Raw genomic sequence first — 17,292 nt, forward strand, 5'->3', positions numbered from 1 at the left:
GGCGAATCGAAATTCGAGAGGATTCCTATGAATGTGAAGCATTGGATGGCCGCGGCGTCGCTCGCGCCCGCGCTGGCTGCCTGCGGCGGTGATGGCGACCCGCCGCCCGCACCGGTGGTCCGGCTTTGCCCGCAGGCCATCGACTACGGCACGGTGTTCGTCGGCGGCTCCGGTTCGGGCGAACTCGTGAAGGTGCAGCTCGACACGACGAAGATGACGTACCGGATGACCTACCTCGCCTCGCCGGTGCCGACCACCACCGGCACCGTGCAACCGACGCGCGACACCGCGCCGGCCAACGTCGTCGACGGCACGCTGGCCGACGAAACGGGCCTGCCGACCGTGAAGCTGAACCAGTGCACGTTCCGGATGCAGAACGCGAGCCTCGACCCGAGCCGTCCGGCGCGCCTGTTCCTTGGTGAAGGTGTGCTGGGCGGCGCGATTCCCGGCGCGACGATCCAGTTCGACGGCGTGATCGGTGTCGGCAGGATTCCGAAGACGACATTCCCGTACTACCCGTTCATCAGCTTCTCGTCGCTCGAAACCGATCTGTCGAAGATCGCCGGCACGTACAACCAGCTCGGCTACCACCAGGTGCCGTCGCAGAACTTCCAGCCGGTGGCGCTCGACCAGCAGGTGACGATCCACGCGGACGGCAGCTATGTCGAGACCGACAACTTCGGCAAGAAGAACGGCGGCCAGCCGCTCGCGTCGAGCGCGACCGTGAACCAGCCATTCACGCTGCGCGCGGACGCCCCGGCGTTCCAGTCGCTGAACTACCAGCCGCAGATTGCGCCGACGCTCGCCGCGCTCGATCCGGCGAAGGCCGGCAAGGGGATCCTGATCGTCGGCAAGCTGCGCAACCAGCTCGTGCCGGTTTTCATCCGCACGGGCGCCGCGAACGCGGACCTCACGCAGGGCCCGCCGAGCGCCGACGACGAGTCGGGCATCTCGTTCCTGAGCCCGCAGGCGGCGATCGCGCAGGGCTCGCAGAACGGCGAGTACACGGGCGTCGACAGCGCGTTCAACTACCGCGCGACCGCGCTCGTCGGTGCGCAGGCGACGCTGCTCGATCCGTTCAACGCATCGCAGGCCGCGCTCACGCGCGCGCTGAACCTCGATTACACGCAGAAGGTGCCGGGCGTCGTGACGACCGTGCACGCGGACGCGGCGTCGGGGCCGGCGACCGGCAAGTTCGTGTTCACCGGCGGCGTGTTCGGGTTCCTCGACATGGCCGATACGCGCAATCCGTACTTCACGGTCGGTGCGTTCGTGCAGTAACCGCGCATGGATGGAGACACGGCGGTGCCGCGCGCAACGGCGCGGTGCCCTGACGGAATGAGGGGGAGACTTGATGAAGAAGCTGATTGTCGCGGGTGTCGTCGCAGGCGTGTCGACGCTCGCATCGGCCCAGCAGGCGGGCGACAACGTCGCGACGCTGGGCTGGTTGCACATCATGCCGCAGGATTCGACCAACGGGCTGACGACGAACCTCGCGAGCATGCCGATCAACGGGCCGCTGCGGCTGCCCGGATCGTTCACGTCGCCGGGCACGAGCCTGACGGTCAACAACGCCGATACGGTCGGCCTCACGCTCACGCACTTCTTCGCCGACCACATCGCGGTGACGTCGGTGCTCGGCGTGCCGCCCGAGTTCACGCTGACCGGGCACGGCGTGATCAGGCCGCCCGGTCCGGCCGGTTCGCTCGGCAACGTCGACATGGACAAGCCGGCGAACCAGCCGGCCGTGAAGAACGCACGGCAATGGAGCCCGACGATCATTCTGCAGTACTACTTCAATGCGCCGACCGCGAAGTTCCGTCCGTTCGTCGGGATCGGCGTGGCCTACAGCTGGTTCAGCAACATCGAACTGAACGGCAACTTCGCGAAGGACATCAACGAGAACCTCGGCAGCGTGCTCGCGGCCGGCGCCGGCAAGCCGGGGCCGACGTCGGTGGAGGGCAAGGCGTCGTCGTCGTTCACGCCGGTCTACAACGTCGGCGCGAGCTATGCGATCGACAAGCACTGGGGGCTCACGGCGACGCTGACCTACATGCCGCTGAAGACCTACTCGTCGCTCGTGATCAAGGCCGCCGACGGCTCGACGCTCGCGACCACGCGCACGCGGCTGAAGGCGGACCCGCTGATCACGTTCGTCGGTGTTTCCTACAGGTTCTGAGCCGTCCGGCGTGCATCGCGCACGCCGGCGGCTTCCTGCGACCGCGCGGCCGGGCGAATCCGGCCGGCGTGTCGCGTTCCTGGCGGCGTGCCGCCATTTGTGAAGAGAGAGGGGGCAGTTCAAATGAGCATTCGCAAACTCGTATCGCTTGTTGCTGCAGTGGCATTCACCGTGGTTTCGGCCGCGCCTGCTTTCGCCGTGACCGTTTCGCGCGTCGACGGGCACGCGATGAACCCGAACGGGGAACCGTTCTCCGCGACGGGCCTCACGGTCCTGGCCAAGGGGGCGATCAACGCGAGCTGCAACGCGACGTTCAACGGCACGATCAGCTCGACGGGCATCGTCAACATCACGTCGACGACGTTCGCGGGCGGCGCGACGTGCGGCCTGATCAGCGGCAGCGCGACCAGCGCGGCACCGTGGACGGGGCAGGCCGACAGCACGACGCAACTGACGATCAACAACGCGAAGGTGACCGTGACGCTGCTCGGTACCTGCGGGCCGAGCAAGATCGTGACGACGTGGAGCGATCCGAACTCGTCGCTGACGTTCAACAACGCGGTGCTGACGCCGGACTGTACGGTCAGCGGCACGGTTGCCACGTCGCCGAAGTTCCACGTGCAGTAAGCGGCACCTGATCGAGGCCGGACGCCCGCCATGAATGAGGGCCGTGCAGGAATGCGCGGGCGGGCGTTCCGGTTTCGCGATGCATCCGCGTCGTCGCGCGTAGCGGCGCGACGGCCGGCGGGCCGCCGGCCTCGCGATCCGAGGCCGGCGGCCGTGCAGGGGGCCGGTGCGGCGCATCGTGCCGCCTGCTTCGACCGACACAAGACAACCATTTCGGACCCCCGATGCTTACCGACCCAGCGAAGTATGGCGATGCCCGCGGTGCGACGCTCGACCGGCTGCGCACGGCCGCGTGGCTGCAGTACCTGATCGAACACCTGAACGAAGCGGTTTGCGTGGCGACGGTCGACGCCGATGCACCGGCCGTCCTGCCGGCGCGCGCGGCCCGCGGGCGAGCCGGTGCGAACCTGTCGCACGAAGCGATCGTCGTCCTGCACGAACTCGCGCCGTGGATTGCAACGGATGGCGGCGGCTGCGCATGCGACGCGAGCGATCCGCTCGGCGCGTGCCTGCACGTTCCCGACACGGCACAGCTCGCGGATGCCGAGCGACGCTGCCGCGGATCGCGCGCGGTATTCGAGTCGGCGCACGGCTTCGTCGATGCATGGGCTTTCGACGATCCCGACGACGGCTGGGCCGCGCTAGAGCGGATTGCCGGCGGTGTCGAACCCGGCGGCGGCGATGGCGGCGAGCACGAAGTACGGGAACCATCCGCGAACGGCGAAGCACCGCCCGCGAAGAACCTGAGAGAACGACGCGCGGGCGTCGCGGCGGCCTGCGTGGCGCCGTCGGCCCGGCCCGGGGCGATCATCGACGCAATCGTGCTGCGCGTCTGCGGGCCGCGCGACGATGCCGCGCGCGTCGACGAGATGGCCGCGCTCGCGATGTTCTGCGCGGAGCTTGCCGCCGGCAACGGGGTGTCCTTCGCTGCGTACGGCGGTCGGCACAACCTCGTTGCGCGCGCGATTCGCGAACGGCGCACCGATCTCGCGTCGATGGACGGTCTGCTCGCGGCGGTGTCCGTATGCCGTCTCGACCGGCTCGTCGGCGCGGGCAGCTTCTGGGCGTATTACCTGCTGGCGGGCATCGTGATCGCGGCGCCGGGCATCGTGCGCGAATTCGCGCGCCGCTTTCACGGCGACGCGTGGCAGACGTGGATCGATGAAGCGCTCGCGTGGCCGGCGGTCGGCCGCTTCGGACCGACGGAGAATGTCGCGTTCGATCGCTTGCGCGGCGCGATGAGCCTGACGTCGCGATCGAATCCGATCGTGCGCGCGAAACGCGTGCGGCCGAGGGCGGCTGCGACCACGCGGTTCAATACGGGCGGCGAGCGCGCCCGATGAAATGAAAAACGGCTCGCGGCGAGAACGCCGCGAGCCGTGCAGGTTGCTGCTGCGCCCCGGGGAGGGCGCTTGCGCGGTTACGCCCGCGGTTATGCTGTTTCCGGCTGCCGCACCGCCTTCGCGACATTGCGCGCCATCGCGCCGTTCGCGACGAAGTAAGGCACGTCGACACGCGCGAGCGGCTTGCGTCCGCGGATCTTGTCGGCGATCTTCTCCGCGATCATGATCGTCGGCGCGTTCAGGTTGCCGGTCGTGATGATCGGCATGATCGACGCGTCGACCACGCGCAGCCCGTCGAGCCCGTGCACGCGGCCTTCCTCGTCGACCACGGCCATGTCGTCGTAACCCATCTTGCACGAGCACGACGGATGGAACGCGGTTTCAGCGCGGGCCCGCACGAATGCGTCGAGTTCCTTGTCGGTCTTGCAATCGGCGCCCGGGTTCAGCTCGCGGCCACGATAGCGGTCGAGCGCGGGCTGCCGCATGATCTCGCGCGTCGCGCGGATCGCATCGCGGAACTCGCGCCAGTCGAGCGCTTCGGCCATGTAGTTGAACAGGATGCTCGGATGATCGTTCGGGTCGCGCGAGCGCAGCTTCACGCGGCCGCGGCTCGGCGAACGCATCGAACCGACGTGCGCCTGGAAACCGTGCATCTCGATCGCGTTCGAGCCGTTGTAGTTGATCGCGACGGGCAGGAAGTGATACTGGATGTTCGGCCACAGGTCGTCGTCGCGCGTGCGGATGAAGCCGCCCGCCTCGAAGTGGTTGGTCGCGCCGAGGCCGGTGCCGTTCAGCATCCATTCGAGGCCGATCTTCGGCTGGTTCCACCACTTGAGCGCCGGATACAGCGACACCGGCTCCTTGCACTCGTACTGGATGTACATCTCCAGGTGATCCTGCAGGTTCTGGCCGACGCCGGGCAGGTCGAGCACGACGGGGATGTCGAGTTCCTTCAGCCACGCGCCGGGGCCGACGCCCGAGCGCTGCAGCAGTTGCGGCGATGCGATCGCGCCGCTGCACACGAGCACTTCGCGGCGCGCATGCGCGGTCGCGCGCTCGCTGCCGCGCAGGTACGTGACGCCCGATGCGCGCTTGCCGTCGAACAGGATGCGATCGGCGAGCGCGTGCGTGACGATCTCGAGGTTCGGCCGCGCGCGCGCCTGGTCGAGGTAGCCGCGCGCGGTGCTCGCGCGGCGGCCCTTCGGCGTGACGGTGCGGTCCATCGGGCCGAACCCTTCCTGCTGATAACCGTTCAGGTCGTCGGTGCGCGGATAACCGGCCTGCACGCCCGCATCGACCATCGCCTCGAACAGCGGATTCACGCCCGGCTTGCTGGTCGTGACCGACACGGGGCCGTCGCCGCCGTGGTAATCGTTCGGGCCGACGTCGCGCGTCTCGGCCTTCTTGAAGTACGGCAGGCAGTCGAGATAGGTCCAGTTCTCGAGCCCCTTGTGCGTCGACCAGTTGTCGTAGTCAAGCGCGTTGCCGCGGATGTAGCACATCCCGTTGATCAGCGACGAGCCGCCGAGCCCCTTGCCGCGGCCGCATTCCATCCGGCGGTTGTCCATGTGCGGCTCGGGGTCGGTCTCGTAGGCCCAGTTGTAGCGACGGCCCTGCAGCGGATAGGCGAGCGCCGCCGGCATCTGCGTACGGAAGTCGAAGCGGTAGTCGGGGCCGCCCGCTTCGAGCAGCAGCACCGTGACATTCGGATCTTCCGTCAGGCGCGTCGCGAGCACGTTGCCCGCGGAGCCCGCGCCGCAGATGATGTAGTCGTATTCGCGTGTCGTCATGACGGGGAATCTCCTCTCGTTCTCAAAACACCGGGTTGTAACGGCCGAGCTCGACCTGTACCGACTTGATTCGAGTGTAGTGTTCGAGCGTCGTGATGCCGTTCTCGCGTCCGACACCAGATTGCTTGTATCCGCCAACCGGCATCTCGGCCGGCGATTCGCCCCACGTGTTGATCCAGCAGATGCCGGCTTCGAGGCGGTGGATCGTACGGTGCGCGCGCGACAGGTTCTCGGTCACGACGCCGGCCGCGAGGCCGTAGTGCGTGTCGTTCGCGCGGGCGATCACTTCGTCTTCCGATGCGAATTCGAGGATGCTCATCACCGGCCCGAAAATCTCCTCGCGCACGATCTTCATGTCGTCGCGGCAGTCGCCGAACACGGTCGGCGCGACGTACTGGCCGTTGCCGAAGTGGCCGTCGGTCAGGCGCGTGCCGCCCGCGAGCAGCTTCGCGCCTTCGGCCTTGCCGCTCTCGATGAAGCCGAGCACCTTGTCGAGCTGCGCGGCCGACACGAGCGGGCCGAAGTTGGTGTCGGCATCGGTCGGCTTGCCGACGCGGATGCGCTTCACGCGTTCGAGCACCTTCTGCGTGAACGCGTCCTTCACCGAGCCGTGCACGAACACGCGCGTGCCGTTGGTGCAGACCTGGCCCGAGCTGAAGAAGTTGGCGGTGACCGCGATGTCGGCCGCGCGGTCGAGGTCGGCATCCTCGAACACGATCAGCGGCGACTTGCCGCCGAGCTCCATCGTCACTTCCTTCAGCGACGATGCGCCGGCCAGCGACATCACCTTCTTGCCGGTCTCGACGCCGCCGGTAAACGACACCTTCGCGATGTCCGGATGGCCGGTCAGCAGCGCGCCGACCGAACCGTCGCCCTGCACGACGTTGAACACGCCGGCCGGCACGCCGGCTTCCGTATAGATTTCCGCGAGCTTCAGCGCGGTGAGCGGCGTGACTTCGCTCGGCTTGAACACCATCGCGTTGCCGGCCGCGAGCGCGGGTGCGGTCTTCCAGCAGGCGATCTGGATCGGGTAGTTCCATGCGCCGATGCCCGCGCACACGCCGAGCGGCTCGCGGCGCGTATAGACGAACGACTCGGCGCGCAGCGGCACCTGCAGCCCTTCGATCGCGGTCGCGAGGCCCGCGTAGTACTCGATCACGTCCGCGCCGGTGACGATGTCGACCGCGAGCGTCTCGCCGATCGGCTTGCCGGTGTCGCGCGTCTCGATCGCCGCGAGTTCGTCGTTGCGTTCGCGCAGCAGGTCGACCGCGCGCCGGAGGATGCGCGAGCGCTGCATCGCGGTCATCGCGGCCCATTCGCGCTGGCCTTCCTGCGCCGATGCGACCGCGCGGTCGACGTCGGCCGCGCTCGCCTGCTGCACCTGCGCGAGCAGTTCGCCGGTGGCGGGATCGAAGGTGTCGAAAGTCTTGCCGCTGGTGGCGTCGACGTAACCGCCGCCGATGTAGAGGCGCTGCAAACCGTATACGGACATGAGGATCTCCTTGAGGGCGAGTGCGCGACGCGTCAGTCGGACGCGAGCAGCAGGTCGATGTAATCGTGGGTGAGCTTCAGTGCAGCCCGGGTGTCGATCGGGCCGCCGGCGAGCGCGCCGCGCAGCCACAGGCCGTCGATCAGCGCGGCGAGGCCGCTGGCGGCTTCCCGTGCTTTCGCGCGCGGCAGCGCCTTGGCGAATTCCGCGCACAGGTTCGAATGGAGGCGCCGCGTGTTCACGTGCTGCAGGCGCTTGAGCATCGCGTCGTGCATGCTCTGCGACCAGAACGCGAGCCAGGTCTTCATCACGGGCGTGCTGACCTGCGTGACGTCGAAGTTCGCGGCGGCGATCGCGCGCAGCCGGGAGCGCGGGTCCTTGCGGGCGGCGACGCGGCGGCGCGTGGTGGCCGCCCACAGATCGCGCAGCACGTGCCGCATCGTGGCTTCGAGCAGGCCGTCCTTGTCGCCGAAGTAGTGGCTGACGATCCCCGTCGAGATGTTCGCGCGCTGCGCGACCGAGGCGAGCGTCGTGCCGGGCAGGCCGGCTTCGTCGATCGAGCGCAGCGTCGCGTCGATCAACTGCGCGCGACGAATCTCCCGCATTCCGACTTTCGGCATCGCGACTCCTTCGCCCGGACGGGCCGTTCCTGGAAGCCGAGAGCTTAGCGGTTTTTTATTGACCGTTCAATCAATAAAAAATCGGGGTCCGACGGTAGATGGGAGGGTGGAGGAAACCAAGCCGATGATGCCGCCGCGATTGTGCAGGTGCGGAAAAACCGATTGAAAGGTGGTTAAATAATTTGAAGTTTGTTTAAAACGGTTTCGGTAAAGACGGTGCAATGGTCGCGAATGTTTCCGTATTTGATTTATTACTGATCGAAAGAATGTCGAGCTGTGTGAAATTCTCGTAAATCCGGAAATTCGAATGCCCGGCACCGCTAACCAGAATTTCTGAAAATTCGTTTCAATCGATCGATTTAAACTCATTATCCATTTGAATTTAAAGGAAATTATTGGGTTGTGCGGTTGGTTGATGGCGTGCTGGCAAACGATTGCCGACACCTTCTTATCGATTCCGCATACCATAAAAAATGCCAAAAATATTCGAATCATGCGTATTTCCAGGTGGAGTAGAGGGGATCGTTGGAATGACTTGAGTAAGTAATATTGCCCGTATTAGTATGGCGCCGCACCACAAGGAATGAATCGGCGCCGCGGGTTATTCCCGCGGTGCGTCGGCAATGGGCGCGGCCAACGACCGCGACAGGGCCGGCGCCCGCCATTGCGCACCTGCAGCATGCCGCGACGCCGAGACGCCGCATCCACCGGAGAACGACGATGCCGACCGAAAAATACGTGGTCCCGCTACCGAATGGTCTGAAGGTCTACGTCGAACGGAACGTGTTCGATCCGTCGTTCGACACGGCGATGCTCGTCAACGGCGCGCTCGCGACGACCGCCTCGTTCGGGCAGACCGTCCAGTATCTCGGCGAGCGGATGAACACGATCTGCTTCGACCTGCCGTACGCGGGGCAGTCGCGCCAGCACAACCCCGGCTGCTTCATCCTGACCAAGGACGACGAGGCCGCGATCCTCCAGCATCTGGTCGAGCGTTTCGCGCCCGCGTTCCTCGTGTCGGTATCGTGGGGCGGCGTCGCATCGCTGTTCGCGCTCGCGCGCGGCTGCCCGAGCGTGCGGCGCGCGGCGATCTGCTCGTTCTCGCCGTTCCTGAACGACGCGATGGTCGACTACGTGACGCGCGCCCGCGACCACATCGCGGCCGGCGAGAACCTGAAGGCCGCGCAGCTGCTGAACGATACGGTCGGCCGCTACCTGCCGCGCATCATGAAGCTGTACAACTACCGGTATCTGACGCGGCTGCCGCGCGACGAGCAGGACCAGGTCGCGTTCCACGTCGACCAGATCCTGTCTCTGCAGCCGGAGCGCTACCTGAGCGAGTTCTCGAACATCGGCTGCGAGCTGCTGTTCCTGAACGGCGAGCGCGACGAATACACGACGCCGGCCGACGTTCGCCAGCTGGCCGCGCACGTGCCGCGCGCACGCTTCGCGACGATTCCCGACGCCGGCCATTTCCTCGACATCGAAGGCCGCGCGCAGCGCGAAGCCACGCGGGCGGCGCTGCTCGGCTACTTCTGCGACGCGCCGCCCGTTGCCGCGAGCATCGCGCTCGGCGCCGCGCATGCGTGCGTGCCAGCGCCGATGCCGGCGCTGTCGTCGTAACGCAGCACGTCGCGCACCGGGCACGCCGGGTGCATCCGAATTCTCATCCACACGAGGCAGGCCAGCCGTGAATATCGTTCAGACCATCGCCATCGTCGCTCCGTGGGCCATCTGGCTCGCCTACTGGATCGCGACGTCGCAGGCCGTGAAGACGACCGTGCGCAAGGAGGCGTCGCGCTCGCGCACGCTGCAGTCGATTCCGCTGATCGTCGGCGGCGCGCTGATCATCCTGCCCGATCCGTCGTGGCAGGCGCTCGTGCCCGACTGGCAGCGCTTCGGCCTGCAGGCGCAATGCGGGCTCGCGGTGCTCGTCGCGGGGCTGCTGTTCTCCGTGTGGGCGCGGCTGCATCTCGGCACGAACTGGAGCGTGTCCGTCACGCTGAAGGAAAACCACGAACTCGTTCGCACCGGGCCGTACGGCCTCGTGCGTCATCCGATCTACACCGGCTGCCTGATCGCGCTGGCCGGCGCCGCGCTGATCGGCGGCGAGTGGCGCGGCGCGCTCGGCGTCGCGCTCGTGTTCGCGTCGCTCGCGTACAAGGTGCGCGTCGAGGAGAGCTGGCTGACCGGCCATTTCGGGCCGGCGTACACGCAGTATCGCCGCGAGGTCGCGGCGCTGATTCCCGGCTTCTACTGACTCCCGCGAGGCGCGCGATGGCGAAGGTGATCGTGACCGCGATCGGCTCGGCGGGCGACGTGCATCCGCTGCTCGGCGTCGCGCGCGCGCTCGCGACGCGTGGCCACGACGTCGTGTTCTGCACGCATCCGCCGTTCGAGGCGGCCGCGCGCCGCTGCGGCTTCGCATTCGTGCCGGTCGGCACCGCGGCCGAGTACGAGGCCGCGATGGCGAACCCGGCGCTGTGGGATCCGCGCACGTCGTTCCGCACGCTGTGGCAGGTGATCGCGCCCGTGCTGCGTCCGCACTACGACGCGCTGCGCGCGCTGACCGATCGCGACACCGTGCTGGTCGGCACGCTGTGGGCGTTTTCCGCGCGCTTCATGCAGGAGCTGCACGGCACGCCGTACGTGTCGGTGCAGGTGTCGCCGTCGACGCTGCTGTCCGCGCACGTGCCGCCGACGCATCCGCGCCTGACCATTCCCGCGCGCTGGCCGCTGCCGGTGAAGGCGGCGCTGATGACGCTGATCGAGCGGCAGGTGCTCGACCGCGTGTGCGGGCCGGCGCTCAACGCGGTGCGCCGCGATCTCGGGCTCGCGCCCGCGCGGCGCGTGCTCGGCCGCTGGCTGCATTCGACCGACGGCGTGCTGTGCCTGTTTCCCGACTGGTTTGCACCGGCGCAGCGCGACTGGCCGGCCGGTCATCTGCAAAGCGGTTTTCCGCTGTTCAACGACATCGCGACGCCCGACGACGATCGCGCGCTCGACGCGTTCCTCGCGGCCGGTGAGCCGTCCGTCGTGTTCACGGCCGGGTCGACACGGGTCGATCACGCCGCGTATGCACGCGCGGTCGCGGACGCGCTGCATGCCACCGGCGCGCGCGGCATCCTGCTGAGCCCGCACGATGCGGCACCGGACGGCGACCGGCTGCTGGTGCGCCGCTTCGTGCCGATGCGCGCGCTGCTGCCGCGTTGCCGCGCGCTCGTGCATCACGGCGGGATCGGCACCGCGGCGTTCGCGTTCGAAGCCGGGATCCCGCAGGTCGTGACGCCGTTCGCGCACGACCAGTTCGACAATGCGCAGCGCGTCGCGGCGAGCGGCGCCGGCGTGCGCATCGACGGCCCCGTCGACGGCGCGCGTCTCGGTGCGGCGCTCGCACGCGTGCTGGATGAGCCGGAATTCGCGGTGCATGCGGAACGCACGCGTGCGCTGATCGATGCGGCGCCGGACGGCTGCGAGCGCGCCGCCGATTTCATCGAGCGCTTCGCACCGAACCACGGACGCGCGCGGGTGCAGGCCTACCTCGCGACGGCGGGCGCATGAGCACCGCAGCGCCGCTTCAGGACGCGCCCGCCGCCGTCGATGCACGCGAACCCGCAGCCGCCGCACGGCCGGTGCGCGGCGCGCGGCTCGCGCTGCTGACGTTCGCGCTGTCGCTCGCCACCTTCATCGAAGTGCTCGACTCGACCGTGACGAACGTCGCGGTGCCGGCGATTTCCGGCAGTCTCGGCGTGTCGAATAGCCAGGGCACGTGGGTGATCAGCTCGTATTCGGTCGCGGCCGCGATCGCGGTGCCGCTGACCGGCTGGCTCGCGCGGCGTGTCGGCGAGCTGCGGCTGTTCGTCGGCGCGGTGCTGCTGTTCACGCTGACGTCGCTGCTGTGCGGGCTCGCGCGCGACCTGCACGTGCTGGTGGTCTGCCGCGCGCTGCAGGGGCTGTGCTCGGGGCCGATGGTGCCGCTGTCGCAGACGATCCTGCTGCGCACGTTCCCGCCGGACAAGCGCACGGTCGCGCTCGCGCTGTGGGCGATGACGGTGCTGCTCGCGCCGATCTTCGGGCCGGTGGTCGGCGGCTGGATCGTCGACAGCTTCTCGTGGCCGTGGATCTTCCTGATCAATTTGCCGATCGGGCTGTTCTCGTTCGCCGTCTGCACCGCGATGCTGCGCCCCGACGCGCAGCGCGGCGCGGCCGGCCCGATCGACGTGCCGGGCATCGTGCTGCTCGTGATCGGCGTCGGTTCGCTGCAGGCGATGCTCGATCTCGGTCACGACAAGGGCTGGTTCGATTCGCCGCTGATCGTCACGCTCGCGGTGGTCGCGGCGCTCGCGATCGTGTCGCTGCTGATCTGGGAAGCAGGCGACGCGCATCCGGTCGTCGACCTGAGCCTGTTTCGCGACCGCACGTTCTCGTTCTGCGTGCTGATCATCTCGCTCGGGATGATGAGCTTCTCGGTGGTGGGCGTCGTGTTCCCGCTGTGGATGCAGGCGGTGATGGGCTACAACGCGTTCCACGCGGGGCTCGCCACCGCGTCGCTCGGCGTGCTCGCGCTGGTGTTCTCGATTCTCGTCGGCCTGCACGCGCATCGCTTCGACGCGCGTGTGCTTGCGACGTTCGGATTCCTGATATTTGCGGCCGTGCTCGCATGGGACGCGCATTTCACGCTGAAGATGACGTTCGCGCAGATCGCCGCGCCCGGGTTGATCCAGGGGATCGGGCTGCCGTGTTTCTTCATTCCGCTGACGGCCGCGACGCTGTCGCGCATCCCGGACGACCGGCTCGCGGCCGCGTCGAGCCTGTCGAACTTCCTGCGCACGCTGTCCGCCGCATTCGGCACCGCGATGAGCGTGACGCTGTGGGACAACCGCGCGACCTATCACTACGACGTCGTGTCGCAATCGGTCACGCACGCGTCGGCGAACACGCAGCGCTTCGTGCACACGCTGAACGCGATGGGCGTGGACGGCGTGCGCGAGCTGTCCACGCTGCACCAGGTCGTGATGCAGCAGGCGTACATGATGGCGACGGGCGACATGTTCTGGATGGCGAGCATGACCTGCCTCGTGCTCGCCGCGATGATGTGGCTCACGCGGCCGAAGCGCGGCGCGGCCGCTTCGTTCGGACATTGAGGAGAGCGGCATGACGACACTCGGCGCACTCGTGATCCTGTATCACCCGAGCGACGCGCAGCTCGCGGCGCTCGGCGCGTGGCGGCACGCGTGCGACGCGCTGCTGGTCGTCGACAACACGCCGCAGCCCGATGCGCGCGCTCGCGACGTGTGCGCGCGCGACGGCATCGCGCTGCTGCATCACGGCAATCGCGGCGGCATCGCGGGCGCCTACAACGCGGGGCTCGCGACGCTGTTTCGCGACGACGTCGACGCGGTCGCGCTGTTCGACCAGGATTCGTCGGTGCCGGCCGGTTACTTCGCGACGATGCGCGACGCCTGCACGGGGCTCGCGGGGCGCGCGTTCCTGGCCGGCCCGCGCATCTTCGACGAGAACGCGCGCAGCTTCCTGCCCGAACTCGCGACCGACGGGATCGCGTTGCGCCGGCTGCGTCTCGCGCCCGACGCGCCGCCGCAGCGCTGCGCGTTCCTGATCTCGTCGGGCTGCGTCGTGTCGCGCGCCGCGTTCGACGTGCTCGGTCGCTTCGACGAGACGCTGTTCATCGATCACGTCGATACCGAGTACAGCTTCCGCGCGCTTGCGCGCAACGTGCCGCTCTACGTCGTGCCGTCGCTGGTGCTGCCGCACCGGATCGGCGCGAAGCAGCGGCACGCGTTCGGCCCTTTCGAAATGACGTCGATGAATCACTCGTGGCAACGGCGCTACTACAGCGCACGCAATGCGGTGCAGCTCGGGATGCAGTACGGGTTGCGCTTTCCGGTGGCGATCGTGCCGAACCTGCTGACCGTGTGGCAGGTCGTGCAGATCGCGCTCGTCGAGCGCGACAAGCGCGCCAAGCTCGCGGGCATCGCGTTCGGCATCGCCGACGGCCTGTTCGGGCGGCTCGGTCCGCTCGAGCGCACGCGGCCGCGTCTCGCCGCGCGCGCGCGGCGCGTCCAGCAGGGGTGAGGGTGGCGATGGAACGCATCATGAAAGCGGCGCGAGCCGCTCGGCCGGCGCGGCGCGGGCAGGGCTGCTGGGCGATCGTCGCGGTCGCCGCGCTGCTGGCGCTGGGCGGCTGCGTGCCGTCGGGGTTCCTGCCGTCGCTGTCGCTGCGCGCACCGGCCGGCGACGCGCTCGCTCGCACCGCGGGGCCCGGCGCGGATGGCGCATGGCCCGCGCCCGACTGGGTGAAGCAGCTGCAGGATCCGCAGCTCGACGAACTGGTCGTGGAGGCGTCGCAGAACAATCCGGATCTGCAGGTCGCGCAGGCACGGCTGCGGATCGCGCAGTCGCAGCTTCAGCAGTTCGATTCGCTGACGGGCTTGACCGGCACGGCCGGCGCGACGGTCAGCCGCGCACGGATGCCGAAGCCGGGCGACATCGCCGACGTAACGGCGGGCGGTTATCGCGTGCCGGTCGAGATCTTCGGCGATCCGGTCGTGTCGCCGTCGTCGGTGTTCGTCGGGCTGAACTACCAGCTCGACCTGTGGGGCAAGAACCGCGCGGCGACGAAGAGCCTGATGTCGCTGCGCGACGCGGCCGGTGTCGAGGCCGAGCAGGTGCGGCTCACGCTCGCGATCGCGATCGTCACCGTGTATTGCCAGCTCGATGAGGCGTACGCGGTGCGCGACCTGCTGCAGCAGAAGCTGAAGATCAGCCAGCGCGTGACGGCCGTGCTGCGCGAGCGCACCGCGCGCGGCCTCGACAACGCGTACGACGCGAGCGACGCGTCGATCAAGCGCAGCCGCTTGCTCGCACAGATCGCGCTGAACGACGAACAGATCAAGCTCGCGCAATTGCAGCTGGGCGTGCTGTCCGGCCGCGGGCCGGAGCGCGGGCTCGCGTTGCAGCGGCCGCGCGTCGGCGCATTCCCCGGCGGCGCGCTGCCCGCGCGGCTGCCGGCCGATCTGCTCGGCCGCCGGCCCGACATCGTCGCCGCGCGGCTGCGCGTCGAAGCCGCGTTCGCGAATGCCGATTCGACGCGCGCGCAGTTCTATCCGGACGTGAACCTCGTCGCGCTCGGCGGCGTGTTCGCGCTGACGCCCGCGTCGCTGTTCTCGCGCGATTCGCTCGCCGGCTCCGTGGGCCCGGCGGTCTCGCTGCCGGTGTTCGATCGCGGCCGGCTGAAGGCGAAGCTCGGCGCGGACGTCGCGCAGGCCGACGTCGCGATCGGGCTGTACAACAAGACCGTCGACGACGCGCTCGGGCAGGTCGCGCAAATCGTCACGTCGCTGCAGACCGCGCAGACGCTCGTCGTGCAGCAGCAGGATGCCGTCGCCGCCGCGCAGAAGATCGTGCAGATCGCGGCCGATCGCCATCGGCGCGGCGTGTTGATGCAGAAGGATGTCGATGTCGCGGACCTCACGCTGATCGACGAGCGCGCGCAGCTGATCGCGCTGCTCGGGCGGCAGCGGACGCTGCGCGTCGGGCTGGTCGGCGCGCTCGGCGGCGGGTTCGATGCGAGCGCAACGACCGCGGGTGCGGCGATGCCCGTGGCGCGTACCGCGCAAGGCGCGCGGACGAAACGCGGCGCGACGGCGAACGCCGCTGCCCGCGGTAGCTCGGCGGACAGCAGCGCGCAAGCGCGGCGCGCGGCCGTGGCAGGTAGCGGCGCCGCGCCGCGTGCCGCGCGGATCGATCCGCCCGCGGTGTCGGTCGCGCCGCGTAGTCCGGCTGCCGATGCCGCAAATGTGAGTGCGAGTACCGGCGCGAGTACGAGCGCGAGCACCAGCACCAGCGCAAATTCCAGCACGAGCACGAGCACGAGCACGAGCGTCGGCGTCGGCGTCGGCGTCGGCGTCGGCTCGCGCCGCGCGCCCCCCACCGTCGCCGCCGACACGCGCGCGTCCGCGCTCCCCCTGTTCCAGCATGACCGCCTGATCGTTACGCAAAGCGACTGATGCACCACGACAACCTTCACACCGCCGCGCAGCCGGCCGCCCTGAACGACCCGGCACTCGACGCGCGTCGCGCGACGCGTCGCAAGCGCTTCATGCTGTTCTTCGCGATCGTGATGCTCGCCGCGCTCGTCTGGATCGCGTTCTGGCTGCTACGCGACCGCTATTACGAGGATACGGACGACGCGTACGTCGCCGGCAGCATTGTGCAGGTCGCCGCACAGGTTCCGGGCGCCGTGACCGACGTGCTGGTCGCCGATACGCAGCCCGTGCGCGCCGGGCAGACGCTCGTGCGGCTCGACGACACAGAAGCGTCCGTCGCGTTCGCGCAGGCGAAGGCGCAGCTCGCGCAGGCCGTGCGGCAGGTCGCGAACGCGAAGATCTCGAACACGATGTACGTGGCAGCCGTGAGCGCGCGCCAGGCCGACCTGTCGCTCGCGCAGCGCGCGCTTGCCGCGCGTTCGGGCGCGTCGGTCGAGATCGTCGCGCCGGAGGAACTGGCGCGCGCCCGCGCGGCCGTCGCCGGCGCCCAGGCGAACCTCGCGGCCGCGCAGGCGCAGCTCGACGCCGCACGCGCACTCGGCAGCAAGCTGCCGGTGGACGAGAGCCCGGCCGTCGTGCAGGCCGCCGCGCAGTTCAAGCTCGCATACCGGAACCTGAAGCGCACGACGATCGTCGCACCGGTCGACGGCACGGTCGGCCAGCGTTCGGTGCAGGCGGGCCAGCAAGTCGGGCCCGGCGTGCCGCTGATGTCGATCGTGCAGTTGAACCGGCTGTGGATCGAGGCGAATTTCAAGGAAGGGCAGATCCGTCACATGCGCGTCGGCCAGCCGGTCGACGTGGTGTCGGACCTGTACGGGTCGCGGGTCGTCTATCGCGGCCGCGTGCAGGGCTTCTCGGCCGGAACCGGCAGCGCGTTTTCGATGCTGCCGTCGCAGAACGCGGCCGGCAACTGGATCAAGGTCGTGCAGCGCGTGCCGGTCGTGATCGCGCTCGATCCCCGCGACCTGGACGCGCATCCGCTGCGGGTCGGGCTGTCGATGCGCGCGACGGTCGATACGCGCAACCGCGACGGCCATGCGCTCGACAGCGAACCGCCGACGCCGGCCGTCAGCACGCGCGTGCACGACGGCGTCGCGAGCGACGCGGAAGCGGCTGCTGCCGCGATCGTCCGCGAAAATCAGGGCGGGTGACAGGCGGCGGGCCGGGGTGGGCGGCCG

At 68.8% G+C, this 17,292-nt stretch carries 14 protein-coding genes; 11 read left to right on the forward strand and 3 right to left on the reverse strand.

Annotated features, from left to right (window positions below; genetic code table 11):
• The first annotated feature begins 27 nt into the window (after positions 1-27).
• The 4 genes from U4012_RS26970 to U4012_RS26985 all read left to right on the forward strand — a co-directional run bounded on the left by U4012_RS26970 (position 28) and on the right by U4012_RS26985 (position 4,149).
• Entirely contained in the window at positions 28-1,281 is a 1,254-nt protein-coding gene (locus U4012_RS26970; protein ID WP_124891668.1) for a DUF2957 domain-containing protein, read from the forward strand.
• 73 nt (positions 1,282-1,354) lie between these two features.
• Positions 1,355-2,179, forward strand: coding sequence for an OmpW/AlkL family protein (locus U4012_RS26975; protein ID WP_321802242.1), 825 nt, complete (start codon positions 1,355-1,357; stop codon positions 2,177-2,179).
• 123 nt (positions 2,180-2,302) lie between these two features.
• Positions 2,303-2,806, forward strand: coding sequence for a hypothetical protein (locus tag U4012_RS26980; RefSeq protein WP_044844380.1), 504 nt, complete (start codon positions 2,303-2,305; stop codon positions 2,804-2,806).
• 224 nt (positions 2,807-3,030) lie between these two features.
• Complete coding sequence (locus U4012_RS26985) at positions 3,031-4,149, forward strand: hypothetical protein (protein WP_321802243.1); 1,119 nt, start codon at positions 3,031-3,033, stop codon at positions 4,147-4,149.
• An 89-nt stretch (positions 4,150-4,238) separates the two neighbouring features.
• Here the strand turns inward: U4012_RS26985 and betA are convergent, their stop codons facing one another.
• From betA to betI, 3 genes are read right to left on the reverse strand one after another with little or no spacing between them, the layout of a single operon-like run.
• Positions 4,239-5,939 carry a choline dehydrogenase gene (gene betA / locus U4012_RS26990; RefSeq protein WP_044844378.1) on the reverse strand — a complete coding sequence of 567 codons (1,701 nt, stop codon included), beginning with the start codon at positions 5,937-5,939 and terminating at the stop codon, positions 4,239-4,241.
• Between the two features lie 22 nt (positions 5,940-5,961).
• Positions 5,962-7,431, reverse strand: a complete 1,470-nt coding sequence (gene betB / locus U4012_RS26995) for a betaine-aldehyde dehydrogenase (protein ID WP_044844377.1) — start codon at positions 7,429-7,431, stop codon at positions 5,962-5,964.
• 32 nt (positions 7,432-7,463) lie between these two features.
• Positions 7,464-8,048, reverse strand: coding sequence for a transcriptional regulator BetI (gene betI, locus U4012_RS27000; protein ID WP_044844376.1), 585 nt, complete (start codon positions 8,046-8,048; stop codon positions 7,464-7,466).
• A gap of 720 nt (positions 8,049-8,768) precedes the next feature.
• On the opposite strand from betI, the gene U4012_RS27005 reads away from it, so the two are divergent.
• From U4012_RS27005 to U4012_RS27035, 7 genes are all read left to right on the forward strand, one after another.
• Complete coding sequence (locus tag U4012_RS27005) at positions 8,769-9,671, forward strand: alpha/beta hydrolase (protein WP_321802244.1); 903 nt, start codon at positions 8,769-8,771, stop codon at positions 9,669-9,671.
• Between the two features lie 67 nt (positions 9,672-9,738).
• Entirely contained in the window at positions 9,739-10,308 is a 570-nt protein-coding gene (locus U4012_RS27010) for a methyltransferase family protein (RefSeq protein ID WP_124485138.1), read from the forward strand.
• Positions 10,309-10,325: 17 nt separating this feature from the next.
• Positions 10,326-11,609, forward strand: coding sequence for a glycosyltransferase (locus tag U4012_RS27015; RefSeq protein WP_321802245.1), 1,284 nt, complete (start codon positions 10,326-10,328; stop codon positions 11,607-11,609).
• Positions 11,606-13,192, forward strand: a complete 1,587-nt coding sequence (locus U4012_RS27020; RefSeq protein ID WP_044844372.1) for a DHA2 family efflux MFS transporter permease subunit — start codon at positions 11,606-11,608, stop codon at positions 13,190-13,192. The genes U4012_RS27015 and U4012_RS27020 overlap by 4 nt, the downstream gene beginning before the upstream one ends.
• Positions 13,193-13,202: 10 nt before the next feature.
• The gene (locus tag U4012_RS27025) at positions 13,203-14,141 is read left to right on the forward strand and encodes a glycosyltransferase family 2 protein (protein ID WP_321802246.1); all 939 of its coding nucleotides are present in this window, start codon (positions 13,203-13,205) and stop codon (positions 14,139-14,141) included.
• 20 nt (positions 14,142-14,161) lie between these two features.
• On the forward strand, positions 14,162-16,075 hold the full coding sequence (locus U4012_RS27030) for an efflux transporter outer membrane subunit (protein ID WP_321802247.1): 1,914 nt from the start codon (positions 14,162-14,164) through the stop codon (positions 16,073-16,075).
• Positions 16,075-17,265, forward strand: a complete 1,191-nt coding sequence (locus U4012_RS27035; RefSeq protein WP_321802248.1) for an efflux RND transporter periplasmic adaptor subunit — start codon at positions 16,075-16,077, stop codon at positions 17,263-17,265. The genes U4012_RS27030 and U4012_RS27035 overlap by 1 nt, the downstream gene beginning before the upstream one ends.
• Positions 17,266-17,292: the final 27 nt, after the last annotated feature.

Origin of the sequence: Burkholderia sp. BCC1988, from assembly GCF_905339895.1 — a bacterium.
In the GTDB taxonomy this organism is placed as follows: Bacteria; Pseudomonadota; Gammaproteobacteria; order Burkholderiales; family Burkholderiaceae; genus Burkholderia.

Excerpts from the sequence above, each read along its gene's own strand:
- betI (WP_044844376.1), bottom strand. The coding sequence starts at position 8,048 with ATGCCGAAAGTCGGAATGCGGGAGATTCGTCGCGCGCAGTTGATCGAC.
- U4012_RS26970 (WP_124891668.1), top strand. The coding sequence starts at position 28 with ATGAATGTGAAGCATTGGATGGCCGCGGCGTCGCTCGCGCCCGCGCTG.
- betB (WP_044844377.1), bottom strand. The coding sequence starts at position 7,431 with ATGTCCGTATACGGTTTGCAGCGCCTCTACATCGGCGGCGGTTACGTC.
- U4012_RS27005 (WP_321802244.1), top strand. The coding sequence starts at position 8,769 with ATGCCGACCGAAAAATACGTGGTCCCGCTACCGAATGGTCTGAAGGTC.
- betA (WP_044844378.1), bottom strand. The coding sequence starts at position 5,939 with ATGACGACACGCGAATACGACTACATCATCTGCGGCGCGGGCTCCGCG.
- U4012_RS27035 (WP_321802248.1), top strand. The coding sequence starts at position 16,075 with ATGCACCACGACAACCTTCACACCGCCGCGCAGCCGGCCGCCCTGAAC.
- U4012_RS27030 (WP_321802247.1), top strand. The coding sequence starts at position 14,162 with ATGAAAGCGGCGCGAGCCGCTCGGCCGGCGCGGCGCGGGCAGGGCTGC.
- U4012_RS26980 (WP_044844380.1), top strand. The coding sequence starts at position 2,303 with ATGAGCATTCGCAAACTCGTATCGCTTGTTGCTGCAGTGGCATTCACC.
- U4012_RS26985 (WP_321802243.1), top strand. The coding sequence starts at position 3,031 with ATGCTTACCGACCCAGCGAAGTATGGCGATGCCCGCGGTGCGACGCTC.
- U4012_RS27015 (WP_321802245.1), top strand. The coding sequence starts at position 10,326 with ATGGCGAAGGTGATCGTGACCGCGATCGGCTCGGCGGGCGACGTGCAT.
- U4012_RS27025 (WP_321802246.1), top strand. The coding sequence starts at position 13,203 with ATGACGACACTCGGCGCACTCGTGATCCTGTATCACCCGAGCGACGCG.
- U4012_RS27020 (WP_044844372.1), top strand. The coding sequence starts at position 11,606 with ATGAGCACCGCAGCGCCGCTTCAGGACGCGCCCGCCGCCGTCGATGCA.
- U4012_RS26975 (WP_321802242.1), top strand. The coding sequence starts at position 1,355 with ATGAAGAAGCTGATTGTCGCGGGTGTCGTCGCAGGCGTGTCGACGCTC.